The sequence below is a fragment of the Leifsonia williamsii genome (assembly GCF_030433685.1).
GTDB classification, from domain to species: Bacteria; Actinomycetota; Actinomycetes; order Actinomycetales; family Microbacteriaceae; genus Leifsonia; species Leifsonia williamsii.
The window spans coordinates 957,902-982,126 of record NZ_JAROCF010000001.1 but is presented as its reverse complement, the minus strand read 5'-3'; the positions used below and the strand labels follow the sequence as shown (position 1 = coordinate 982,126).

The 24,225-nt window shown below is 71.2% G+C and carries 19 protein-coding genes; 13 read left to right on the top strand and 6 right to left on the bottom strand.

What is annotated here, in order from left to right:
* Positions 1 to 125: 125 nt before the first annotated feature.
* Positions 126 to 1,175, bottom strand: coding sequence for a lipoate-protein ligase LplAB (gene lplAB / locus P5G50_RS04660; protein ID WP_301210131.1), 1,050 nt, complete (start codon positions 1,173 to 1,175; stop codon positions 126 to 128).
* Positions 1,176 to 1,270: 95 nt separating this feature from the next.
* A complete protein-coding gene (locus tag P5G50_RS04655) occupies positions 1,271 to 2,119 on the bottom strand; it encodes an alpha/beta fold hydrolase (protein ID WP_301210130.1) in 849 nt (282 codons plus the stop codon).
* Between the two features lie 71 nt (positions 2,120 to 2,190).
* Between P5G50_RS04655 and P5G50_RS04650 the strand changes: the two genes are divergently transcribed.
* Positions 2,191 to 2,622, top strand: a complete 432-nt coding sequence (locus tag P5G50_RS04650) for a MarR family winged helix-turn-helix transcriptional regulator (RefSeq protein WP_301210128.1) — start codon at positions 2,191 to 2,193, stop codon at positions 2,620 to 2,622.
* 5 nt (positions 2,623 to 2,627) lie between these two features.
* Positions 2,628 to 3,926 (top strand): MFS transporter, encoded by a 1,299-nt coding sequence (locus tag P5G50_RS04645; protein WP_301210126.1) that lies wholly within the window; start codon positions 2,628 to 2,630, stop codon positions 3,924 to 3,926.
* A gap of 6 nt (positions 3,927 to 3,932) precedes the next feature.
* On the opposite strand, the gene P5G50_RS04640 is transcribed toward P5G50_RS04645, so the two are convergent.
* The 3 genes from P5G50_RS04640 to P5G50_RS04630 form a co-directional block, all read right to left on the bottom strand.
* The gene (locus P5G50_RS04640; protein WP_301210125.1) at positions 3,933 to 4,835 is read right to left on the bottom strand and encodes a carbohydrate ABC transporter permease; all 903 of its coding nucleotides are present in this window, start codon (positions 4,833 to 4,835) and stop codon (positions 3,933 to 3,935) included.
* A gap of 3 nt (positions 4,836 to 4,838) precedes the next feature.
* On the bottom strand, positions 4,839 to 5,723 hold the full coding sequence (locus P5G50_RS04635; protein ID WP_301210124.1) for a carbohydrate ABC transporter permease: 885 nt from the start codon (positions 5,721 to 5,723) through the stop codon (positions 4,839 to 4,841).
* 64 nt (positions 5,724 to 5,787) lie between these two features.
* Positions 5,788 to 7,098, bottom strand: a complete 1,311-nt coding sequence (locus tag P5G50_RS04630; RefSeq protein WP_301210123.1) for an ABC transporter substrate-binding protein — start codon at positions 7,096 to 7,098, stop codon at positions 5,788 to 5,790.
* A 233-nt stretch (positions 7,099 to 7,331) separates the two neighbouring features.
* Between P5G50_RS04630 and P5G50_RS04625 the strand changes: the two genes are divergently transcribed.
* Genes P5G50_RS04625 through P5G50_RS04615 form a run of 3 tightly spaced genes read left to right on the top strand, consistent with a single transcriptional unit; the run spans position 7,332 to position 12,812 of the window.
* Positions 7,332 to 9,944: an alpha-L-rhamnosidase gene (locus P5G50_RS04625; protein ID WP_301210122.1), complete on the top strand. Its 2,613-nt coding sequence runs from the start codon at positions 7,332 to 7,334 to the stop codon at positions 9,942 to 9,944.
* Positions 9,941 to 11,737, top strand: coding sequence for an alpha-L-rhamnosidase-related protein (locus P5G50_RS04620; RefSeq protein ID WP_301210121.1), 1,797 nt, complete (start codon positions 9,941 to 9,943; stop codon positions 11,735 to 11,737). The genes P5G50_RS04625 and P5G50_RS04620 overlap by 4 nt, the downstream gene beginning before the upstream one ends.
* A gap of 10 nt (positions 11,738 to 11,747) precedes the next feature.
* On the top strand, positions 11,748 to 12,812 hold the full coding sequence (locus P5G50_RS04615; RefSeq protein ID WP_301210119.1) for a LacI family DNA-binding transcriptional regulator: 1,065 nt from the start codon (positions 11,748 to 11,750) through the stop codon (positions 12,810 to 12,812).
* A 58-nt stretch (positions 12,813 to 12,870) separates the two neighbouring features.
* Here the strand turns inward: P5G50_RS04615 and P5G50_RS04610 are convergent, their stop codons facing one another.
* Entirely contained in the window at positions 12,871 to 15,180 is a 2,310-nt protein-coding gene (locus P5G50_RS04610) for a beta-glucosidase (protein WP_301210117.1), read from the bottom strand.
* A 369-nt stretch (positions 15,181 to 15,549) separates the two neighbouring features.
* On the opposite strand from P5G50_RS04610, the gene P5G50_RS04605 reads away from it, so the two are divergent.
* The 8 genes from P5G50_RS04605 to P5G50_RS04570 all read left to right on the top strand — a co-directional run bounded on the left by P5G50_RS04605 (position 15,550) and on the right by P5G50_RS04570 (position 24,216).
* Entirely contained in the window at positions 15,550 to 16,593 is a 1,044-nt protein-coding gene (locus tag P5G50_RS04605; RefSeq protein WP_301210116.1) for a LacI family DNA-binding transcriptional regulator, read from the top strand.
* Between the two features lie 268 nt (positions 16,594 to 16,861).
* Positions 16,862 to 17,188, top strand: coding sequence for an L-rhamnose mutarotase (locus tag P5G50_RS04600; RefSeq protein WP_301210115.1), 327 nt, complete (start codon positions 16,862 to 16,864; stop codon positions 17,186 to 17,188).
* A 45-nt stretch (positions 17,189 to 17,233) separates the two neighbouring features.
* Positions 17,234 to 18,553, top strand: coding sequence for an MFS transporter (locus P5G50_RS04595; RefSeq protein ID WP_301210113.1), 1,320 nt, complete (start codon positions 17,234 to 17,236; stop codon positions 18,551 to 18,553).
* Between the two features lie 25 nt (positions 18,554 to 18,578).
* Entirely contained in the window at positions 18,579 to 19,742 is a 1,164-nt protein-coding gene (gene rhaI, locus P5G50_RS04590; protein ID WP_301210112.1) for an L-rhamnose isomerase, read from the top strand.
* Between the two features lie 5 nt (positions 19,743 to 19,747).
* Positions 19,748 to 21,784, top strand: coding sequence for a bifunctional aldolase/short-chain dehydrogenase (locus P5G50_RS04585; RefSeq protein WP_301210111.1), 2,037 nt, complete (start codon positions 19,748 to 19,750; stop codon positions 21,782 to 21,784).
* Positions 21,781 to 23,235, top strand: a complete 1,455-nt coding sequence (locus P5G50_RS04580) for a rhamnulokinase (RefSeq protein WP_301210110.1) — start codon at positions 21,781 to 21,783, stop codon at positions 23,233 to 23,235. Before P5G50_RS04585 ends, P5G50_RS04580 begins: the two co-directional genes overlap by 4 nt.
* Before the next feature lie 42 nt (positions 23,236 to 23,277).
* Positions 23,278 to 23,964 (top strand): nucleoside/nucleotide kinase family protein, encoded by a 687-nt coding sequence (locus tag P5G50_RS04575; protein WP_301210108.1) that lies wholly within the window; start codon positions 23,278 to 23,280, stop codon positions 23,962 to 23,964.
* A gap of 9 nt (positions 23,965 to 23,973) precedes the next feature.
* Positions 23,974 to 24,216 carry a glutaredoxin family protein gene (locus tag P5G50_RS04570; protein WP_301210107.1) on the top strand — a complete coding sequence of 81 codons (243 nt, stop codon included), beginning with the start codon at positions 23,974 to 23,976 and terminating at the stop codon, positions 24,214 to 24,216.
* The last annotated feature ends 9 nt before the right edge of the window (positions 24,217 to 24,225 follow it).

Sequence of the window (24,225 nt, the reverse complement as noted above, 5' to 3'; positions counted from 1 at the left end):
CCCCGTCTCCCCGCGCATGTTGCGTGGCCCAGCGCAAACGACGAACCGCCGAGTACGCAGAATGTCTGCGTACTCGGCGGTTTTCGTGAGATTTTCTGAGTACTCGGCGGCTGAGGAACCGGGGGTTACGGGACGCGGTAGAGCCACGCGTCCGTCGCGAACTTCTCCTCGACGAGGCGCTCGGCGGCCTCGTACTCGGCGTCGGTGATGTCGCCGTCGGTCGCGCCGTACAGGTTGCGGAAGGTCAGCTTCATCTGCTCGATGATCTCCGCACGGCTGAGGCCGGTCTGGCTGCGCAGCGGGTCGACGCGCTTGGCGGCGGAGGTGATGCCCTTGTCGCTGATCTTCTCGCGACCGATGCGCAGCACCTCCGTCATCTTCTGGCCGTCGATGTCGTAGCTCATGGTGACGTGGTGCAGCACGGCGCCCGAGCCGAGGCGCTTCTGCGCGGCGCCGCCGATCTTGCCGCTCGGGCTCGCGATGTCGTTGAGCGGCTGGTAGACCGCGTCGATGCCGAGCGACTTCAGCGCGATGATCGCCCACTCGTCGAGGTACGCGTAGCTGTCGGCGAAGCTCATGCCCTGCACGAGGTCGGCCGGAGCGTAGATCGAGTACGTGACGACGGAGCCGGCCTCCATGAACATCGCGCCGCCGCCGGTGATGCGGCGCACGACCTGCACGCCGTACTTCTCGGCGTTCTCGGGGTCGACCTCGTTCTTGACCGACTGGAAGCTGCCGATGACCACGGCCGGCTCCTCCCACTCCCAGATGCGGAGGGTCGGGCCGCGCCTCCCCTCGCCGACCTCGGCGGTGAGCACCTCGTCGAGCGCCAGGTGCAGCTGCGGCGAGACGGCCTTCGCGTGCACGATCTGCCAGTCGTAGTCGCGCCAGCTCGTCGCCTTCGCGAGCGCGCGGCGGATGGCGACGGCGACGGCCTCGGGCGAGAAGCCGAGCAGGATCGCGCCGTCGGGCAGGGCCTCCTTGACGGCGGCGGCGATCGCCTTCGAGTCGGACTCGGCGGGGAGTCCGTTCACCGCGCGGTCGATGGCCTCCAGTGCGGAGTCGGGTTCGAGGAAGAAGTCGCCCGCGAGCCGGAACTGCGCGATGCGGCCGTCGACCACCTCCAGATCGACGACGACGAGCTTGCCCCCGGGGACCTTGTACTCACCATGCATGCCTCCACCCTAAGTCCGCGCGGCGGGCAACCGTCGAGTACGCAGATTCTCCGCGTACTCGACGGTTTCGGGCCGAATTCGCGCGTACTCGGCGGCTAGGTGCGGGCGGGGATGCGCGCCGAGAGCCAGGCGGTGAGGTCGGCGAAGACCTCCTCGCGGTTCGTCTCGTTGTAGACCTCGTGCCGGGCGCCCGCGTAGACGATGGTCGTCACGTCCGTCAGGCCCGATCGCTCGCGGTAGGCGCGCTCCAGCCGCCGCGCCGACACCTCGCCGCCCAGCGGGTCGTCCGAGCCGATCTGGATGAGCAGCGGGAGGTCGCGGGCCAGGCTCCGCGCCGGCCGACCCAGCAGCCGCGCGGCGTCCACCAGCCCGAAGAGCTTCTGCAGCGGCACGAGCGTGGTCAGCGGATCGTCCACGAAGGCCTGCGCCACGGCGGGGTCGCGGCTCAGCCACTCCGCGCCGGTCGTGCCCAGGTGCGCGAAGCGCTTGTTGAGGTCGCCGCTGTTCATCGAGCCGATCATCCGGTAGGCGGTCCCCGACAGCACGGCGGCGTCGTACTCGTCGCTGTAGCGGTTGAGGAGCATCTGCCCCATCAGCGACCCCCAGCTGTGCCCGAGGAGGACGAGCGGGAGGTCCGGGTTCTCCTCGCGGATCAGCCGCCCGAAGCGGTGGAGGTCGTCGACGGCCGCGCGCAGCCCGCCCGGCCCCAGCCTCCCGAGCTTCGTCGCGTCGTCGCTCCACTGGGTCATGCCCGTGCGGCCGTGTCCGCGGTGGTCGTCGGCGTAGACCGTGAAGCCGTTCGCGACCAGGTGCTCGATCAGGGGCAGGTAGCGGCCGGCGTGCTCCCCCACCCCGTGGGCGAGCTGCACCGCGGCCCGCGGCTGCGGCGCAGGGTGGTGGGTGAAGAAGATCCGGACGCCGTCGTCGGTGGGGAACTCGCGCACGGGCTCATTCTGGCGTACGTTCGCGACGCGGCGGGGAATCTTTAGCGCAGCTAATTTGTTAGGCTAACTATATGGCGACACGGAACACCTCCCTCGATCTCAGCAGCGCGCTGCGGATCGCCGTGGCCCGTCTCTCCCGCCGGCTGCGCGCCGAGAAGGAGGATGACGAGCTCAGCGACACGCAGACCTCGATCCTCGCCTTCCTCGTCCGCGAGGGCGGCGGCACGCTCGGCACGCTCAGCGAGCACGAGCGCGTCAAGCCGCCGTCGATGAACCGCACGGTCAACCACCTGGAGGCCGCCGGCTACGTCCGCCGCACCGCCGACGCCGCCGACGGGCGCAAGGTCGTCGTCGTGCCCACCGAGGCCGGCCACGCCCTCGTCGGCGAGACCCGCCGCCGCCGCGACGCCTGGCTGCACCAGCGCCTCCGCACGCTCACCGCCGAGCAGCGCGCGACGCTGGCGGAGGCCGCCACGATCATGCGGGAGCTCGCCGACTCGTGAGTGCCATGTTCCGCTCCCTCGCGGGGATCAACTACCGCATCTGGGCGGCCGGGGCGCTGGTCTCCAACGTCGGGACGTGGATGCAGCGCACGGCGCAGGACTGGATCGTCCTCACCCAGCTCACCGACAACAACGCCGCCGCCGTCGGCTTCGTGATGGCGCTGCAGTTCGGGCCGCAGCTGCTGCTCCTCCCCGTCACCGGCTGGGCCGCCGATCGGCTCGACCGCCGCAAGCTGCTGATGGCGACGCAGGGCGCGATGGGGCTGCTGGGGCTCGGGCTCGGCCTCCTGACCGTGACCGGAGTCGTGCAGCTGTGGCACGTGTACGTCTTCGCGCTGCTGCTCGGCGCGGTGGCGGCCTTCGACGCGCCCGCCCGGCAGACGTTCGTGTCGGAGCTGGTGGCGGGGCCGAACCTGTCGAACGCGGTCGCGCTGAACTCCGCCTCCTTCAACGCCGCACGCCTCCTCGGCCCCGCGGTCGCCGGCCTGCTCACGGCGGCCGTCGGCGCGGGCTGGGTGTTCCTGATCAACGCGGCGACCTTCGCGGCCGTGCTGATCTCGCTGATGACCCTGCGCCGCGACAAGCTCTACCGCAACGAGCGGGCGTCGCGCAGTCGCGGCAGCCTGGTCGACGGCTTCCGCTACGTGCGGCACCGCCCCGACATCGTCGTGATCCTGATCATGGTGTTCCTGATCGGGACGTTCGGCCTCAACTTCCCGATCTTCATCTCGACCATGTCGGTCAGCGTCTTCCACCAGGGCGCGGGCGAGTACGGCGTGCTCTCGTCGATCATGGCGATCGGCTCGGTGGTCGGCGCCCTGTTGTCGGCGCGGAGGGAGCGGCCGCGGGTCGCCCTGCTGTTCGCCGGGGCCGCGTTCTTCGGAGCGGGCTGCGCGCTGGCGGCCGTGATGCCGACCTTCTGGCTGTTCGCGCTCGCTCTCATCGCGATCGGCGTCTCGTCGCAGACGTTGATGACGACGGCGAACGGGACCGTGCAGATGACGACCGACCCCGTGCTCCGCGGCCGCGTCATGGCGATCTACATGGCCATCTTCATGGGCGGCACCCCGGTCGGCGCCCCGATCGTCGGCTGGGTCGCCGACACGTTCGGGCCGCGCTGGGCGATGGGGGTCGGGGCGGCGAGCGGCTTCCTCGCGGCGCTGGTCGGCGTCTTCTACCTCGTGAAGTACCGCGGCCTCCGCGTCCGCTTCACCGGCATGGTCCCGCGCGTCGAGCTGACGCCGCGCGAGACCGCCCGCGAGGAGCTGGAGGAGGCGGAGGCGACGGCGACCCGCGCCTCCTGACCCCGTTCAGCCCTTCACGGAGCCGGCGGCCAGGCCCTTCATCACCCGCTGGTTGAGGAAGAGGTACAGCAGGAGCGTGCCGAAGATGCTCACGCAGATGGCCGCGAACAGCGGGCCGTACTGGATCTGCCCGTACTGACCGGTGAAGTTCAGGAGGCCGACCTGGATGGTGCGCAGGTCCTCGCTGTTCGTGAACGTCAGGGCGATGAGCAGGTCGTTCCAGAGGAAGAAGAACTGCACGAGCCCGACGGTAAAGATCGCGTTGCGCACCACCGGCACGCCGATCGACCAGAACTGCCGGAAGACCCCCGCGCCGTCGAGGGTGGCGGCCTCGAACATCTCGCGCGGCACCGCCCGGAAATAGGTCGCGACCATGAACACGGTGAGCGGGAGGCCCGACGCCGTGTACGTGATGATCAGCGGCCACAGCGTCCCGGTCAGCTGCAGGTTGAAGTAGATCGAGAACAGCGGCAGCAGCACCATCTGGCCGGGGACCATGATGCCGGCGAGGAACAGCAGCAGGATGGTGCCGCGGCCCTTCCACACCAGGATCTCGAGCGCGAAGGCCGCGGCCACGCCGATCGCGAGGGTGATGAACAGCGCCGGGAACACCGTCAGCACGCTGTTGAGGATGTAGCGGCCGAGGTTGCCGGTGGTGAAGGCGCTGGCGTAGTTGGCGAGGTCCCAGCTGCTCGGCAGGGTCCAGAACGGGTCGTTGAGGAACTCGTCCTGGGTCTTGAAGGAGCCGAGCAGGATCCAGATCAGCGGGTAGATCTCGATGATCAGCAGCAGCACGATGACGATGTTCATCGGCAGCCTGCGCAGGAAGCGGCCCGCGCCTCCCTTGCGCTCCTCGGTCGGGCGCTTGAAGGTGACGTCGCGGTCGAGCTCGTCGGTCACAGCGGTCATGGGTCAGGCTTTCGTGAGGTCGCGCCGGGAGCCGCGGAAGATGAACACGGTGACGATCAGGCACAGGATGGTCAGCATCAGCGCGATGGTGGAGCCGTATCCGTAGTCGCCGTACGTGAACGCGGTCTGGAACATGTACAGGGTGAGCGGTGTCGTGGCGTTGCCGGGGCCTCCGTTCGTCAGCGCGACGACGGAGTCGAACACCTTCAAGGTGCCGTTGATCGAGAAGATCACGCTCGAGAGCAGCACCGGGGCCGACAGCGGCAGGATGATGCGGCGCACGAGCGACCAGCCGCCGGCGCCGTCGAGGCGCGCCGACTCGATGATCTCGTCGGGGATGTCGACCAGGCCGGCGAACAGCAGCACGGCGTAGAAGCCCATCGAGCGCCAGATGTCCATGATGATCAGCACCCAGAAGGCGCTGTCGGCGTGGCCGAGGAAGTCGGTGCCGGTGCCGCCGAAGGCCTGCAGCACCGCGTTCGCGGGGCCGGGCTGCGGGGTCAGCTGGAACATCCGCTGGAACAGCAGCGAGACGGCGACGGTCGGCAGCACGACGGGGAAGAACACGACGGTGCGCACGAAGCTGGAGGCCCGCCGCAGGAAGAAGACGTACAGCAGCGCCAGCAGGTAGCCGATGGCGACCTGGCCGATGGTGACGATGATCGCGTACTTCAGCGTGAAGCCGAGGGCGTTCCACGCGTTCGGGTCGGTGAAGAAGGTCTGGAAGTTCTTCAGCCCGGCGAAGGTGAAGCCCGAAATGAGCCCGCCCGAGAAGAAGGTGTAGCCGAACGACCAGAAGATCGGGACGAGCGTGATGGCGGTGTAGACCAGCAGCGCCGGGCCGACCAGGAGGAGGGCGGTGCGCCGGCTCCCGAGCACAGAGTTCATGGTGCGGTTGCTTTCTGATAGACGCGGGGTGCGCCGGACTCGCCGCCGCACCCCGCGTTGCACATTACTGGCCGAGGGCGCCCTGGACCTGCTGCATGAAGTCGGCGCCCGAGAGGGAGCCGTTGCCCAGCGAGCCGCCGTTGGACTGGCTGACCGTGGTCGCCTTCGAGTTGAACAGCGCCTCGAACCACAGCACCGACGACTTCGAGTCGTTGATCTGCTTCTGGACCGTCTGGGTCAGGGCCGGGAGGTCGCTCGGGGTGTCCTTCAGCTTGAAGCCCGAGACCACGCCGCTCTTCGAGAGCACCTCGTCGCCGTAGCCCTCCGCGATGCACTTGAGCCAGGCGGCGCCGCCCTTGCCGTACGCGGCCTTGCTCATCATGAGCGGCTGGCCGACGTTCGCCGGGGTCTGGTCGATGCTGCCCTTGCCGCCGTCGACGGCCGGGAACGGCATGAACCCGATGTTGTCGGCGCCGATCTTGTTCTGCGACTCGTCGTTGAAGTTCGACAGGATCCACGAGCCCATGTAGAACATGCCCGCCTTGCCGGTCAGGAACTGGTTGGTCGCACCGTTGTAGTCGGTGGAGGCGACCCCCTGGCCGAACGCGCCGGCCTTGCCGAGCTTGGAGACCTCGTCGGCCGCCTTCACGTAGTCGGCGTCGGTCAGCTTGGCCTTGCCGTCGGCGACGTCCTGCAGGGCGTCGGGGCCGAGGTCGCGGAAGAGGTAGGCGCCGACGAAGCGGGTGATCGGCCAGCCGTCCTTGCCGTCGCCGGCGAACGCCTGGACGCCCGTGGACTGCAGCTTCTCAGCGGCGGCGGTGAGCTCGTCCCAGGTGCCGGGGACCTCGATGCCGTTGTCGGCGAAGAGCTTCTTGTTGTACCAGATGCCCTCGATGTTCAGCTCGTTCGGCAGGGCGTAGACGCTGTCCTGGCCGTAGAGCTTCTCGATGGTGGAGGCGGCGACCGGGAGGATCTGGTCCTGCAGGTCGTCCTTCTTCAGCTCGGCGCCGATGTCGACCAGCTTGCCGCCCTTGATGAACTGCTTGGCGAGGTCGGGGGTGTTCGGGCTGACGAAGATGCTCGGGAGGGCGTTCTGGCCCGCGAGGAGCTGCAGCTTCTGGTCGTGCTGGGTCTGCTCGTCGGCGTCCGTCTTGATCGGCGCGTCCTTCTGCGCGGCCTGGCAGCCGGCGGTCGAGAGCGCCTTGAGGGTGTCGTTGGGGGTGGAGTTGCTGGTCAGGCCGAGCGTGGTGAAGTTGCCGCCACCGCTGCTGCTGCTGCCGCCGCCTCCCGAGCACGCGGTCAGAGCCAGGGCTCCGGCCGTGAGGACGGCGCCGATGACGGCGAGCCGCCGCGCCCGTCGGGTTGCTGTGATCACTTTTCCTCCTTGAAAAGGGTCGCGTCCGGAGTCGCGAACGTGATTAGAACGTTTCAACGGGTATGAAAGCACACGGTCACTCGCAGTGTCAACACATCCGGCGCATCGCAATCATTCTGCGGCCCTTCGTGGCTGAATCGAGCTTGAAACGTTCTAACGAATCGGGGTAGCCTTCGAGCACGCCGCGGCCGCACCCTCGCCGCAGCAGCACCGTTCCACTCGAGGAGGAGTACATGACCGTCGTCGTCGAACAGCCGCGCTTCGAGCGCCGCGACAGCGGGCCGGCGCTCGGGATCGGCGTCGCCGCCCCGCGCCTGAGCTGGCGCACGGCGGCCACCGACCGCGACTGGACGCAGACCGGCTACGAGGTCGAGGTGACCCGCGCGGGCGAGACCCGCGTGTTCGAGGTCGCCGGCTCCGACTCCGTCTTCGTGCCGTGGCCCGACGAGCCGCTGCGCTCGCGCGAGGTCGCCGAGGTGCGGGTCCGCGTGCACGGCGGAGACACGGTCTCCGAGTGGTCCGTCCCCGCCGTCGGGGAGGCCGGCCTCCTCTCCCCCGCCGACTGGACCGCGCAGGCGGTCGGCCCCGGCGCCCAGCCCGACGACCGCGACGGCCGGCCGGCGCTGCTCCGCCGCGCGTTCGACGCCCCCGCCGATGTCGTGCGCGCCGTGCTGCGCGCGACCGCGCACGGCGTCTTCGAGGCTGAGCTCAATGGTCACCGCGTCGGCGACGACGTGCTCGCCCCCGGGTGGACCGCTTACCAGCACCGCCTCCGCGTCGCGTCCTACGACGTCACCGACCTCGTCCAGCCCGGCGCGAACGCGCTCGGCGCCTGGCTCGGCGACGGGTGGTACCGCGGCCGCATCGGGTTCGACGGAGGCACGCGCGGCTTCTACGGCGACCGCACCTCCTTCTTCGCCGAGCTGGAGCTGACCGGCGCCGACGGCACGGTCACCACCGTGGTCACGGACGCCTCCTGGCGCACGCATCCCTCCCCCATCGAGCGCTCAGGCCTCTACGACGGCGAGCGCCACATCGCCGCCGAGCACCTGCCCGGCTGGTCCCGCCCCGGCTTCGACGACGCAGGGTGGGAGCCGGTCACGGTCGAGCCGTTCGACACCTCCCTGCTGGTCGCGCCCGACGGGCCGCCCGTGCGCCGCACGGCCGAGCTGCGTCCGGTCAGCGCCACCCCGCTCGATGGCGGCCGCGTGCTGCTCGACTTCGGCCAGAACCTGGCGGGCCGGCTCCGCCTGCGCGCCTCCTCCTCGGTCGCGGGCGAACAGCTGACGCTGCGCCACGCCGAGGTGCTGCAGGGCGGCGAGCTCTACACGCGCACCCTCCGGCTCGCAGCCTCGGTCGACGAGTACGTCGCCGACGGCGGCCCGATCGACTGGGAGCCGCGGTTCACCATCCACGGCTTCCGCTACGCCGAGGTGTCCGGCTGGAGCGGCGACCCGCGCGACCTCGAAGTCGTCGCCGTCGCGATCCACTCGGACATGCGGCGCACCGGCACCTTCTCCTCCTCCGACCCGCTCGTGGACCGCCTGCACGAGAACGTGCTGTGGAGCATGCGCAGCAACTTCGTCGACATCCCGACCGACTGCCCGCAGCGCGACGAGCGCCTGGGCTGGACCGGCGACATCCAGGTCTTCGCGCCGACCGCGGCCGGGCTGTACGACGTCTCGGGCTTCCTCGCCTCCTGGCTGAAGGACGTCGCGGCCGAGCAGCTGCCCGACGGCACCGTGCCCTGGTACGTGCCGGTCATCCCGGGCGGCGACTTCTGGACGCCGATCAAGCCCGGCGCGGTCTGGGGCGACGCCGCCGTGCTCACACCGTGGGTCCTCTACCAGCACTACGGCGACCGCCAGGTGCTCGCGGACCAGTACGACAGCGGGCGGGCGTGGGTCGACCTGCTGGAGCGGCTCGCCGGCCCCTCCCGGCTCTGGAACACCGGCATGCAGCTGGGCGACTGGCTGGACCCCACCGCGCCGCCCGAGGACCCGACCGTCGCCGAGACCGACAAGTACCTCGTCGCCAGCGCGTACTTCGAGCACTCCACGCGGGTGCTCTCGCTGATCGCGGCCGAGCTGGGCCACGACGCGGACGCCGAGCGCTACCGCGCCCTGGCCGAGGAGGTGCGCGCGGCCTTCCGCCGCGAGTACGTGCTTCCCGGCGGCCGGCTGAGCAACCACGCGCAGGCTGCGTACGCCCTCGCCATCGCGTTCGACCTGTTCGACGCCGACGAGCTGGCCCACGCCGGCGCGGCCCTCGCGGAGCTGGTCGCCGAGAACGGCTACCGCATCGGCACCGGCTTCGCGGGCACGCCGCTCATCGCGGACGCGCTCAGCAAGGGCGGCCGGACGGACGCCGCCTACCGCCTGCTGCTCGAGCGCGAGTGCCCGTCGTGGCTCTACACCGTGCTCTCGGGAGGGACGACGATCTGGGAGCGCTGGGACAGCCTCCTGCCCGACGGCACGGTGAACCCGGGCGAGATGACCTCGTTCAACCACTACGCCCTCGGCTCGGTCGCCGACTGGCTGCACACCACGGTCGCGGGGATCGCGCCGCTGGAGCCCGGCTTCCGGCGGCTGCGGTTCGCGCCGCAGCCGGGCGGCGGCCTGACGCGCGCCTCCCGTGAGCTGGAGACGCCGTACGGCCGCGCGAGCGTGGCCTGGACGCTGGCCGACGGCGTGTTCGACCTGGCCGTGGAGGTGCCGACCGCGACCACCGCCGAGGTCGTGCTGCCCAGCGGCCGCACCGAGCAGGTCGGGGCGGGGCGGCACCGCTTCACCGAGCCCGCCACGGCACCCCTCCACTCTGAGACCCTCGCCGTCGGCACCCCGTGACCTGGTACTACCCGCCCCGGCAGTACGAGCTCGGGATGCTGCACGAGCTCGTCCGCTCCGGCTTCGCGGCCAACCGCCACGTCGACTACGCGCTCAACCACGCCCAGCCGGCGTCGGCGGCCGAGTTCCGGGTGGATGGCGGCGACCCCTTCATGGTCGCGGCCGTCCCTCCCGCGATCGAGCTGCCCGACGCGGCGCGGGTGGAGGTGCGACTCCCCGGCGAGGACTGGCAGCCGGCCGTCGCCGTGGCGGCGCACGGCGAGGCTCCCCCGCATGTACAGCCCGAGCCGGTCGTCGCCGTGCCGCTCACCCTGCGGGACGGCCTGTGGGAGGCCGACGGCCCGCTGCTCGGCCGCCCGGTGTTCGCGTCGATCGCCGAGCCCGTCGTCTCGTCGGGCGAGTCGCGCGAGGAGGCGCTGGCCGACCCGGAGGCGGCGGAGACGCGGCACGACGTCGTCCGGCTCCCGGACGGCCGCTGGACCACCGCGCACCGGCTCGGCTTCCGGTACCTGCGTGTCGAGAGCGACAACCCCATCACGGACGTGATCGTCGAGGCGTCGCGCCGGCCCACACCGCGTGCAGGCGCCTTCTCGTGCTCCGACGACGAGCTGACGCGGATCTGGCAGGTCAGCGCCGACACCCTCCGCGTGTGCATGCAGGGCCTCATGCTCGACGGCATCAAGCGCGACCGCATGCCGTGGATCGGCGACCAGGCGCTCAACACGCTCGCCAACGCGTACGCGTTCGGCGACGGCGGCATCGTGGCAGCCAGCCTCACCGCGCTGGGCCGCCCGCGGCACGGCTTCGTGAACGGCATCTCCGACTACTCCCTCTGGTGGGTGATCGGGACGGGCTTCTTCGCGAGCGCGTTCGACGCCCGCGCCTACCTGGCGGGCGAGGCCGACCACCTCCACGCATTCGTGGAGGGCCTCGCCGAGCAGGCGGGCGACGACGGCCTCCTGCGCCCCCGCCCCGGGGACGACGACTTCCTCAAGCTCGTCTTCATCGACTGGGGCGTGGAGGCGGACCCGGCCCGCGACGCCACCGCGCTGCAGGTGCTGTGGCACTGGGCGCTCACCTCGGCGGCGCACCTGCTCGGCTCGGTCGGGCATCCCGGTGCCGGGCGATGGGAGGCACTGGCCGCGACCGTGCGCTCGACGCTGCACCGCACGGCGTGGGACGCCGAGGGGCAGGTCTGGCGCGAGTACGCGGACGGCGCCTCCGCGGCCTCCCCGTACCCGAACTTCCTGGCGGTGCTGGCCAGGCTCGGCGGAGCGGACGGCGATGTGACCCCGGCCATGCGCGCACTGCTCACCGGCACCCGGCGGGCGGGCACGCCCTTCATGACCGGATTCCTGCTGCGCGCGCTCATCGAGGCCGGCGAGCCGGCGACGGCGGTCGAGTGCGTGCGCGAGCTGTGGGGCGGCATGCTCGCCGCCGGGGCGACCAGCTTCTGGGAGGAGTTCGCCGAGCCGGGCGCCTCGCCGTACGAGATGTACGGGCGCCCCTTCGGCAAGAGCCTCTGCCACGCGTGGTCCTCGTCGCCCGCCGCGCTGCTGCCCGACGCGATCCTCGGCGTGCGGCCACTCGCCGACGGGTGGGCGCGTTTCGCCGTCGCACCGGCGCTGGGCGGGCTGGAGTGGGCGGAGGCGCGCATCCCCGCGCCCCAGGGTGACATCGTGGTTCGCGCGGACGCGGGCGGCACGGTCGTCGACGTGCCCGCGGGAGCGGTGCTCGTGGCCGAGGGCGGCGAGCACCCGGGGCCTGCGTGCGTGCGCCTGCCTTCGCCCTAGGATGATCGACATGATGCGCAAGAACGGTGCGCGCGGCGGAGCGGCCGGGCCGCCGAACATGCACCACGTCGCCGAGCTCGCCGGCGTGTCGGTCGCGACCGTCTCGAACGTTCTCAACCACCCCGAGAAGGTGGCGGGCAGCACGCGCAGCAAGGTCGAGAAGGCGATCGAGCAGCTCGGCTTCACGCTCAACCAGACCGCTCGCGCGCTGCGCTCCGGCGACGCGCGCTCGATCGGGCTGGTCGTCATCGACCTCACCAACTCGCTCTTCGTCGACGTCGCCCGCGGCGCGCAGGAGCAGGCGCAGTCGCAGGCGTTCACCCTCCAGCTGGCGAGCGCCAACAACGACCTGGCCGTGCAGGACGCGCACCTCTCCTTCTTCGACAGCGCCCGGGTCTCCGGCGTGATCCTGGCGCCCATGCAGGAGTCGGACGAGCAGATCGCGCGCGTGCGCCGCCACGGGCGACCCGTCGTCGTGGTCAACTTCGACTCGAAGCTGACCGACTCCTGCCGCGTGCTGATCGACAACGAACGCGCCGGCTACATCGCCGCCAAGCACCTGATCGACCTCGGCCGCACGCGCATCGCCTTCGTCGCCGCCCACGACGACTACCAGCCCGTGCACGACCGGCGGCGGGGCGTGCGGGCGGCCGTCGAGGAGGCGGGAGGCGCGGTGACGCTGATCGAGCTCGACACCGTCGACCTCGACCCGCCGGGCGGCGCCGACGCCGGTCGCCGGCTCGCGGGCATGCCGGAGCAGGAGCGCCCGGACGCCGTGCTCGCGGTCACCGACCTCCTCGCCATGGCGATCATCAACGAGCTCACCAACGCGGGCATCAGCGTCCCGGAGGACGTCGCGGTCATGGGCTGCGACCACAACTCGGCCGCGTGGGGCGGCGCCATCCCGCTCAGCTCGGTGTCGATGCAGGGCGAGGAGATGGGCCGCGCGGCCGTCGACCTCCTGCTCGGCGAGCTGCGTGACGAGCACGGCGGGCACGTGCACCGGCGGGTGCTGCTGCAGCCGCACCTCGTCGTGCGCGAGAGCACGATCGGCCGGGAGCGCGTCCCGGTCTGAACGCGCGGAAGCGGGTGCCGAGCCTGCGCCCGGCACCCGCTTCGTCACTCCACTCGCGCTACCGGTTGACCGTGAAGGTCGCCGAGAGCGACGCCTTCGAGGAGTCGCCGACCGCGATCCCGTAGGTGCCGGGGTCGGTCACCCACGCGTTGGCGGCGGTGCTGTAGTACGACAGCGGGCGGTCGACGGCGTTCGGGTCGATCGTCACCGTGAGCCGCTTGCTCTCGCCGGGCTTCAGCGTGACCGTGTCGAACGAGACGAGCCGGTCTCCGGGCTCCCCGGTGGAGGCGGGGAGGGTGAGGTAGACCTGCGGGGTCGTCGATCCGGCCGTGGAGCTCGTGTTCTTCACCGTGAACGAGACCTTGAGCGACTTGTTCGCCTTGTTGATGACGGCCGGGGCGAGCTGCAGCTTGCTGTACTCGAACGACGAGTACGACAGCCCGTGACCGAACGGGAACAGCGGCTCGATGCCCTTGCTCTCGTACCACTTGTAGCCGACCGCGAGGCCCTCGCTGTAGCTGACCTGACGGATCGACTTGTCGCCGGCCGGGCGGGTCGGCGAGCCGTTCACGAGCCCGGGGTACTGCGCCGGCGTGTTCGTCGGGGTGTCGGCCAGCGACTTCGGGAAGGTGATCGGCAGCTTGCCGCTGAAGTTCGCGTCGCCGTAGATCAGGCGGGCCAGCGCCGTGCCACCCTGCTCACCCGGGTACCAGGCCTGGATCACGCCCTTCACCGCGGACAGCCACGGCATGTCGGTCGCGCTGCCGGTCTCCAGCACCACGACGGTGTTCGGGTTGGCGGCCGCGACCGCCGCGATCAGCGCGTCGCCGTTGCCGTCGAGCGAGAGGGAGGTGCGGTCGGCGCCCTCGCCCTGGATCTCGTACCCGAAGACGACCGCGACATCGGCCTTCGCCGCAGCAGCCGCCGCAGCGGCCGGGTCGGCGCCGTTGTCGAACGCCACCGTCGCTCCGGCCTTCGCCGCACGCTCGGTCAGCGCGTCGAGCGGGGCGACGACGTTCGGGCAGGCGGTCGGCGGGCCGAAGTTCTTGATCGCGCAGACGGTCGCGGCGCTGACGCCGTTGGTCGCCTGCTTCGACGCCGTCGGACCGATGACCGCGACGGTCTTGGCCTTCTTGGTCAGCGGGAGGATGCCGCCGTCGTTCTTCAGCAGCACCGAGCCCTGCTCCGCGATCTGCTCGGCGACCTTCTGGTTGGCGGCGTTCGTCACCGAGGCGGCCGGGGTCGCCGGCAGCGGGTGGTCGAACAGGCCCGTCTTGATGTACGCCGTGACCACGCGCGAGGCGGCGGAATCGACCTGCGCCATGCTGGTCGAGCCATTATCGATCGCGGCGCGGATGTTCGCCGGGGTGTAGTAGATCGGCCGGTTGAGCTCCTGGTCGAGCCCCGCGTTGAGCGACGGCGCGGTGGAGTGCACCGAGCCGAAGTCGGAGACGACGTAGCCGCTCCATCCGCCCGCCTTCAGCAGGTTGTTGAGGATGGGGTTCTCGCACGCGTACACGCCGTTGACCTGGTTGTACGAGCACATCACGCCCGCCGGGTTGCCCTTCGAGACGGCGATCTGGAAGGCCAGGTCGTACACCTCGCGCAGGGTGCGCCCGTCGAGGTTGGAGGAGCTGGTCTGGCGGTCGAGCTCCTGCTCGTTGGCGACGTAGTGCTTCAGCACCGACATCACCGGCTCGTCGGCGTTGCCGTCCTGGATGCCGGTGGTCTGCGCGGCGGCCAGGTCGCCGCTCAGCAGGCTGTCCTCGCCGAACGAGTCGGTGATGCGGCCGTCCAGCACCGTCCGGGCGGACGTGATCTGCGGCGACAGGAGGCCGTTGCGGCCCGCGCGGAACGCCTCGTCGGCCTGCGCCTTGCCCTTCGCGGTCGCGAGCTCAGTGCTCCACGACGAGGCGAGCGCGAGCTGCGCCGGGAAGATCGTGACACCGTTCGGCCCGCGGACGTAGTCGGGGCCGTCCGCGTACGCGACCGTCGGCGTGCACGGCACCTGCGCCGGATACGTGACGCCGTTGAAGGTCGTCTGCGTCGGGTTGTTCGCCGCCTGCTCGTCGAGCCAGCGCAGCTTCTGGTCGAGCGTGCTGGCGGCGAGCAGCAGCTGCGCGCGCTTCTCCGGGGACTTGGAGGTGTCCATCCAGGGACAGCCGGCGGGAACCGGCTTGCCCCGGTCGGCGGCCGCCTGCCCGGCCGACGACTGCGCGAGCGCCGGGCCGGCGCTGAGGGCGGAGACCAGGAGGCCGACGGCCGCGGCGGGGGCGATCCACCGCTTCCAGCCGACACCGGAGCGGGTGCGGGAACCGGCGCCGGGACCGGCGCGGCGGTCGCCCTTGCGGGGGTGCGAGACGTGCATGCGAACTCCTCTTCGTTGAGAACTCCCGTACGGCGGAGGCCGCACGGAACGCGATTAATACGTTTCAATTCGGGGACGCTAGTGGAGGGCCGCGTTGCACCGCAAGCATTGATTTAAACGTTCTATTCGCCTGACGCGCCCTCGCGAAGCGAAACCCCTGTTCGGGGGTGGATTCGACATTCGTGCCGAATGTGCGTTTTGAGCGCCCGATTCCCTGCATTTGTGCCGAATGTGTGCTGACGTCGGCGGGCGCGGGAGGCGGCGAGCCGACGGTCGCTGTCGGTGGCGAGGCGCGGCCACGGCGTTGAAACGATACGATGCTCGCCAAGCGTTCAATGCGTTCAATCACGCCGACCGGGGAGGATCGAAGTGGCCGCCAAGCGTCCCAGCGTGAAGGATGTCGCCGCCCTCGCCGGCGTCGCCGTCGGCACCGTCTCGAACGTGCTCAACCGCCCCGACATCGTCGCGGAGCCCACCCGGCGAGCGGTCGAGGAGGCCATCGCCGCCCTCGGCTTCACCCGCAACGAGTCCGCGAGGCAGCTGCGGGCCGGCGCCAGCCGCAGCCTCGCGATGGTCGTCATGGACGTCGCGAACCCGTTCTTCACCGACCTGTACACGGGCGCCGAGGCGTTCGCGCTCGAGCGCGGCTTCTCCATCCAGCTCGGCAACAGCGGCAACGACCCCGAGCGCGAGCGGCAGCAGCTCGCCGCCTTCGAGCAGCAGCGCGTTCGCGGCATGCTGCTCGCCCCGATCGGGGTGGCGGGAGGCTCGGTCGAGCGCCTGCGCGAGCGCGGCATGCCGACCGTGCTGGTCGACCGGGTCGCCTCCGACGTGGAGGCGTGCTCGGTCGCGGTGGACGATGTGGAGGGCGGCCGGCTCGCCGTCGCCCACCTGATCGACGGCGGCCACCAGCGGATCGCCTTCGTGGGCGGGCCGGCCGAGCTGCAGCAGATCCGCGACCGTCTCGCGGGGTCCCGCCGGGCGGTCGCCGACGCCCCTCGGCCCGTCGAGCTGTCGGTCGTCGACACCGCCACGCTCGGCGCGCGCGACGGACGGGAGGCCGCGGAGCGCCTCCTCGCCCTCCCCGCTGGCGAGCGGCCGACCGCGGTGTTCGCCGCCAACGACCTCCTCGCGCTCGGACTCCTACAGGGCTTCGTGACCGCCGGGCTGCGCGTGCCCGACGACGTCGCGATCGTCGGCTACGACGACATCGACTTCGCCGCGACGGCCGCCGTGCCGCTCTCGGCGGTGCGGCAGCCGCGCCGCGAGATCGGCTACTCGGCCGGCGAGCTGCTGTTCCGCGAGATCGAGGATCTCGACGCGGGAGCGACGCACGTGCACCAGCACGTCCGCTTCGTGCCGGAGCTGATCGTGCGCCGCTCCTCCGCCCCCGCCGCCGTATCCGCGCAGTAACTCCGGAGGTCGGCCCGTCGGCGCGGCGTGTTGCCCCGCAACTCCGGAGAGTCGGGGCCGTCCGCGCTTGCGCTCCGGATCTGACTACCGCCGCGCGCAACTCCGGAACCCGGACGAGGAAGCGGCGCTGCCTCCGGAGTACCGGCCGCCGACGCGGCGCGTCGCGGCGCGCCTCCGGCGCAACCAACCGTCCGGGTTGTGCCTCACGACGGCGCTGTGTACTCTTGAAACGATTCAGCGCCCACGACCGACGTACAAAGGAGTTCTCGTGTCCGAATCCCGCCGCGTGTGCTTCACGATGCGACTCAAGCCCGAGCGCATCGACGACTACCTCGCCGCGCACGAGACCGTCTGGCCCGAGATGCTCGACGCCCTCCGCGAGACCGGCTGGCACGACTACTCCCTCTTCGTCGACAAGCGGGAGGGACTCGTCGTCGGCTACCTCGAGACCGACGACTTCGAGGCGGCCCAGGCCGCCATGAACGAGCGCGAGGTCAACGCGCGCTGGCAGGCGGGCATGGCCGAGTTCTTCGCCGAGGAGGCCGCGCCCGACAGCACCATGAACCGGCTGACCGAGTACTTCCATCTCGATTGAGCCCGGATCGCACCGCAACGAAGCAGTAAGGAAGCACCAACGACGATGAGAGTCGGAAGCAGCAGCACCACCGGATGGCGGGCCACCACGTCGGTCGCCATGTCGAACTACATCGAGTCCGGATCGATCATCGCGATCGCGACGAGCCTCGGGTTCTGGCAGACGCAGTTCCACCTGACCGACGGGTTCGTCGGCATCCTCGCCGCGTTCAGCGCCAACGCGTTCGGCGCGGCCATCGGAGCGATCCTGGGCGGCCCACTGACCGACCGGCTCGGCCGCAAGTTCATCTACACGTACGACCTGCTGCTCTACATGCTCGGCGTGCTGCTCGCGGTCTTCGCGGTGAACGCCGGGATGCTGTTCGCCGCCTTCCTCATCACCGGCATCGCCGTCGGCGCGGGCGTCCCCGCCTCCTGGACCTACATCGCCGAGCAGGCGCCGGACCACGCGCGCGGCAAGCACGTCGGCATGGCCCAGCTCGCCTGGTCGATCGGCCCGCTCGTCGGATTCGCCCTCGCGGCCGCGCTCGCCCCGCTGGGCCTGCTCGGCAGCCGCCTGATCTTCGCCCACCTGTTCGTGGTGGCCGCCATCGTCTGGTGGGTGCGGCAGGGCCTCCCCGAGTCGAAGCTGTGGACCGACGTCAAGACGGGCGCCGTCTCCACCACCCACTCGGGCACCGGGATGCGCGCCCTCTTCTCGAAGCGCGCCAACATCACCGCGCTGCTGTTCCTCTTCGGCGTCTACGGCTTCTGGAACCTCGTCGCCGGCCAGGCAGGCATCTTCATGCCGCGCGTCTACGAGGCCGCCGGCGTGCACAGCGCCGTCGAGCAGGACCTCCTGCAGGTGCTCGTCTGGGGCTGCACCGTGCTCGCGACCTACTTCGGCTTCATGCAGCTGGCCGACCGGATGTCGCGCCGCGTCCTGTACTTCATCGGCGCCGTGCTCGGCATCCTGGCCTGGGTCGTGCTGGTGTTCGCCCCTCCCGGGCTGCCGACCCTGCTCACCTTCGCCATCTCGTGGGGCATCGCGGCCGGCATCGGTGCGCAGGCCTTCTACGGCGTCTGGACGGCCGAGCTGTTCGCGACGCCGTACCGGGCGAGCGCGCAGGGCGTGCTGTTCTTCGCGGCCCGCATCGCCGTCGGCCTGCTGAGCTCGGTGTTCCCGGTGCTCCTGGCCGCCTCCGGCGTGCCGACGGTCGGCCTCATCCTGATCGCGTTCCTCGTGGTCGCCCTCCTGATCGGCGTCATCTGGGCGCCGGCGACGCAGGGCAAGTCGCTCCGGCAGATCGAGGCCGAGCGCTACGGCCGCGACACACCGACCACCACCTCCACCGACTCCACCGCACGCGAAGACGCGCGCGCCTGACCCACCACGACACGAAAGCGAGACCATGACCCTCACCGACGACATCCGCTCGCAGCTCGCGCTGCAGGCGATCGAGCTCCCCAGCTGGGCGTTCGGCAACTCGGGCACCCGGTTCAAGGTGTTCGGCACCCCCGGCACCGCGCGCGACCCGTTCGAGAAGATCTCGGACGCCGCCCAGGTGCACAGGCACACCGGCCTCGCGCCGACCGTGGCGCTCCACATCCCGTGGGACAAGGTCGACTCGTACGCCGACCTCAAGAAGCACGCCGAGGACAACGGCGTCGAGCTCGGCACCGTGAACTCGAACACCTTCCAGGACGACGACTACAAGTTCGGGTCGGTCACGCACTGGGACGACAGGATCCGCCAGAAGGCGATCGACCACCACTTCGAGTGCATCGACATCATGAACGAGACCGGGTCGCGCGACCTCAAGATCTGGCTCGCCGACGGCACCAACTACCCGGGCCAGGACTCGATGCGGGCCCGGCAGGACCGGCTGGCCGACAGCCTCCAGAAGATCTACGAGCGCATCGGCGAAGGCCAGCGCCTCGTGCTCGAATACAAGTTCTTCGAGCCGGCGTTCTACCACACCGATGTTCCGGACTGGGGCACCAGCTACGTACAGACCGCCGCGCTCGGCGACCGCGCGATGGTGTGCCTCGACACCGGCCACCACGCGCCGGGCACGAACATCGAGTTCATCGTCATGCAGCTGCTGCGCCTCGGCAAGCTCGGCTCGTTCGACTTCAACAGCCGCTTCTACGCCGACGACGACCTGATCGTGGGAGCCGCGGACCCGTTCCAGCTGTTCCGCATCGTCTTCGAGGTGATCCGCGGCGGCGGCTACGCCAACCCGGACGTGGCCTTCATGCTCGACCAGTGCCACAACCTCGAGGCGAAGATCCCGGGCCAGATCCGCTCGGTGCTCAACGTGCAGGAGGCGACGGCCAAGGCCCTCCTCGTCGACACGGAGGCGCTCGACGCCGCCCAGCGCGCCGGCGACGTGCTCGCCGCCAACACCGTCTTCATGGACGCCTTCAACACCGACGTGCGCGCCGACCTCGCCGCCTGGCGCGAGACCCGCGGCCTCCCGGCCGACCCGATGGCCGCCTACAAGGCGTCCGGGTACCAGCAGAAGATCGAGGCCGACCGCGTTGGCGGTACCCAGGCCGGATGGGGAGCGTGAACAGCATGACCAACGAGACCGTCGCGGCCCTCCTGGCCCGCTCGAACCGCCTCGGGTCCGACCCGAAGAACACCAACTACGCCGGCGGCAACACCTCCGCCAAGGGCACCGAGACCGACCCCGTCACCGGCGAGCCGGTCGAGCTGCTCTGGGTGAAGGGCTCGGGGGGCGACCTCGGCACGCTGAAGGAGCAGGGCCTCGCGGTGCTGCGCCTCGACCGCCTCCGCGCACTGCAGAACGTCTACCCCGGCGTCGAGCGCGAGGACGAGATGGTCGCCGCCTTCGACTACACGCTCCACGGCAAGGGCGGCGCAGCGCCGTCGATCGACACCGCGATGCACGGCCTCGTGGATGCGGCGCACGTCGACCACCTCCACCCCGACTCCGGCATCGCGATCGCGACCGCGGCCGACGGCGAGGAGCTGACCAAGACGATCTTCGGCGGTCGCGTCGTGTGGGTGCCGTGGCGCCGCCCCGGCTTCCAGCTCGGCCTCGACATCGCCGCGATCAAGGCGGCGAACCCGGAGGCGATCGGCACCATCCTCGGCGGCCACGGCATCACCGCCTGGGGCGCCACGAGCGAGGAGGCCGAGGCCAACTCCCTGTGGATCATCAAGACCGCCGAGGAGTACATCGCGGCCAACGGCCGTCCAGACCCGTTCGGTCCCGTCCTGGAGGGTTACGAAGCCCTGCCCGAGGGCGAGCGCCGCGCCAAGGCGGCCGCGCTGGCTCCGCACCTGCGCGCCATCGCCTCCACCGACAAGGTGCAGGTCGGCCACTTCACCGACGCGGAGGTCGTGCTCGACTTCCTCGCGCACGCCGAGCACCCGCGCCTGGCCGCGCTGGGCACGAGCTGCCCCGACCACTTCCTGCGCACGAAGGTGAAGCCGCTGGTCCTCGACCTGCCGGCCGACGCCTCCATCGAGGACTCGGTCGCCCGGCTCGAGGAGCTGCACGAGGCGTACCGCGCCGACTACCAGGCGTACTACGACCGCAACGCGACCGCGGACTCCCCCGCGATCCGTGGTGCGGACCCGGCGATCATCCTCATCCCGGGCGTCGGGATGTTCTCCTACGGCGCCAACGAGCAGACCGCCCGCGTCGCCGGCGAGTTCTACATCAACGCGATCAACGTGATGCGCGGCGCCGAGGCGCTCTCGCACTACGCGCCGATCGACGAGGCCGAGAAGTTCCGCATCGAGTACTGGGCGCTGGAGGAGGCGAAGCTGCAGCGCATGCCGAAGCCGAAGCCGCTCGCCGGCCGCGTCGCGCTCGTCACCGGCGCCGCCTCCGGCATCGGCAAGGCCATCGCCACGCGTCTGGCCGCCGAGGGCGCGTGCGTCGTCATCGCCGACCTCGACCTGGAGAAGGCGCAGGCCGCCGCGGCCGAGATCGGGAACGCCGACGTCGCCCTGGGCGTCGCCGCCAACGTCACCGACGAGAAGGCGATCGACGAGGCCATCGCCGCCGCGCTCCTCCAGTTCGGCGGCCTCGACCTGGTCGTGAACAACGCCGGCCTCTCCATCTCCAAGCCGCTGCTGGAGACCACGACGGCCGACTGGGACCTCCAGCACGACGTCATGGCCAAGGGCTCGTTCCTGGTCTCGCGCGCCGCGGCCAAGGTGCTGATCGACCAGAAGCTCGGCGGCGACATCGTCTACATCTCGTCGAAGAACTCGATCTTCGCCGGCCCGAACAACATCGCGTACTCGGCGACGAAGGCCGACCAGGCCCACCAGGTGCGCCTGCTGGCCGCCGAGCTCGGCGACCACGGCATCCGCGTCAACGGCATCAACCCCGACGGTGTCGTGCGCGGCTCCGGCATCTTCGCCGGCGGCTGGGGCGCCAAGCGCGCCGCGGTCTACGGCGTGCCGGAGGAGGAGCTGGGCAAGTACTACGCGCAGCGCACGCTGCTCAAGCGCGAGGTGCTGCCGGAGCACGTGGCCAACGCGGTGTTCGTCCTCTGCACCAGCGACCTCGACCACACGACCGGTCTGCACATCCCCGTGGACGCCGGCGTGGCGGCGGCGTTCCTGCGATGAGCGTGGCGGGGCGCGCGGGCGCCGTCGCGGCGGTCGACCTGGGCGCGACGAGCGGCCGGGTCATGCACGCCCGCGTCGGCGCGAACACGCTCGAGCTGACCGAGGCGGCCCGCTTCCTCAACACGCCCGTGCGGGTGTGGGAGGGGGACCGCGCGGCCCTGCATTGGAGCGTGACCGGCCTGTATTCCAGCGTGCTGGAGGGCCTGGCCGCGGTCGCGCGGGCGGAGCCCGAGCTGGCGAGCATCGGCGTGGACTCGTGGGCGGTCGACTACGGCCTGCTGGGCCGTGGTCGGCTCCGCGGTGAGCCGTACCACTACCGCGACGACCGCACGGCGCACGGCGTGGAGCTGGTGCACGCGACGGTCGCGCCGGAGGAGCTGTACCGCGAGGGCGGCCTCCAGTTCCTCCCGTTCAACTCGCTGTACCAGCTCGCCGTCGACCGCGAGACCGGGGCGCTGGAGGGTGCCGACCGCTTCCTCCTCATCCCCGACCTGCTCACGTACTGGCTGACCGGGCGGGAGCACGCCGAGCGCACCAACGCCTCCACGACCGGGCTGCTCGCCGCGGACGGCTCGTGGAACGATGCTCTGATCGAGCGGCTGCGCCTTCCGCGCGACCTGTTCGCGCCGCTGGTGGACGCGGGCACGGCCGTCGGGCCGCTGCTCCCGTCGCTCGCCGCGGACCTGCCGTTCGCGGGCGCCGGCCCGACGGTCACGGCCGTCGGATCGCACGACACCGCCTCCGCGGTCGTCGCCGTGCCGATGCAGGCCGAGCGCGCCGCGTACATCTCCTGCGGCACCTGGGGCCTGGTCGGCGTGGAGCTGGAGCGGCGCGTGCTGACCGACGAGAGCCGCGCCGCCAACTTCACCAACGAGGGCGGCGTCGACGGCCGTGTGCGCTACCTGCACAACGTGATGGGCCTCTGGCTGCTGAGCGAATCGGTGCGCGAGTGGCAGCGCCGCGGCCTCCACGTGACCCTGGAGTCGCTGCTCGGCGAGGCCGCGGCCCTCCCCCGCCCGACGGACCTCTTCGACGCCGACGACCCGCGCTTCCTCGCCCCCGGCGACCTCCCGGGCCGGATCGCCGACTGGTACGCCGAGCGCGGCCTCCGCGCGCCGGCGAGCCCGGCGGGTATCGTGCGCGCGATCATCGAGAGCCTGGCCGACGCCTTCGCGCGCGCGGTGCGCACGGCCTCCTCGCTGTCGGGCGTGACGGTCGACACGGTGCACATCGTCGGCGGAGGCGCGCGCAACGCTCTGCTCTGCCAGGCCACCGCCGACCGCCTCGGCGTGCCGGTGCTGGCGGGACCGGTGGAGGCGACCGCGATCGGCAACGCGCTGGTGCAGGGGCGTGCCGCTGGGCTGATCAGCGGCGACCTGGAGACGCTGCGCGGGCTCGTGGGGCGGGTGTTCGCGCCGGTGCGGTACGAGCCAGCGCGGGTCGGGGTCTAGGCCGCGGCCTCGCGCATCGGGGGCGGAGGGCACAATGGTCCCGTGACCTCCGCCTCCCCCTCCTCCCTCCCCTTCGACGCGCTGGCCCAGCGCGCTCTCGGCCTCGTGCCCGCGCCCGGCTCGCGCGCGCTGCTCGGCGTCGCCGGCAGTCCCGGGTCTGGCAAGACCACCCTCGCGCGCGCCATCGCCGCCGCCGTCAACGAACGAGCCGGGGAGGCGGTCGCGGCGTACCTGCCGATGGACGGCTTCCACCTCGCCAACGCCACCCTCGACGCGCTTGGGCGGCACGAGCGCAAGGGAGCGATCGACACCTTCGACGGCTGGGGGTTCGTCGCGCTGCTGCGGCGCATCCTGGACGAGCGCGACAACCCGGTGTACGCGCCCGCCTTCGAGCGGACGGTCGACGAGCCGGTCGCCGGGTCGATCCAAGTCGCGCCGGAGGTGCGGCTCGTGGTCGTGGAGGGCAACTACCTGCTCGCGCCGCAGTCGCCCTGGGACCGCATCCCCGCCCTCCTCGCCGAGAGCTGGTTCGTGGCGACGCCCGAGGAGGAGCGCGTGCGCCGCCTGGTCGACCGGCACACCCGGCACGGCCGCACGCCCGAGGCGGCCCTGGCCTGGGCCTGCGACGTCGACGGCGTCAACGGACGGCTGATCGAGGCGACGAGCGGCCGGGCCACGCTGATCATCGACGGCACGTTGCCCACAGGACTCACAGCCGGCCGCTCGTAGGGTGGAGGGATGACCTCCCCCGCCATCACCATGTACGGCGCCGACTGGTGCCGCGACTGCATCCGCTCCAAGGCCCTCCTCGACCGGCTCGGCGCCGAGTACGAGTACATCGACCTCGTGCAGCGTCCGGAGGAGGCCGACCGTGCCCGCGCGATCAGCGGCCGCACCAACATCCCCGTGATCGTGCTCCCCGACGGCAGCCACCTGGTCGAGCCGACGGACCCGGAGCTGGAGGCGGCGCTGAGCCGCTGACGCCCCCGG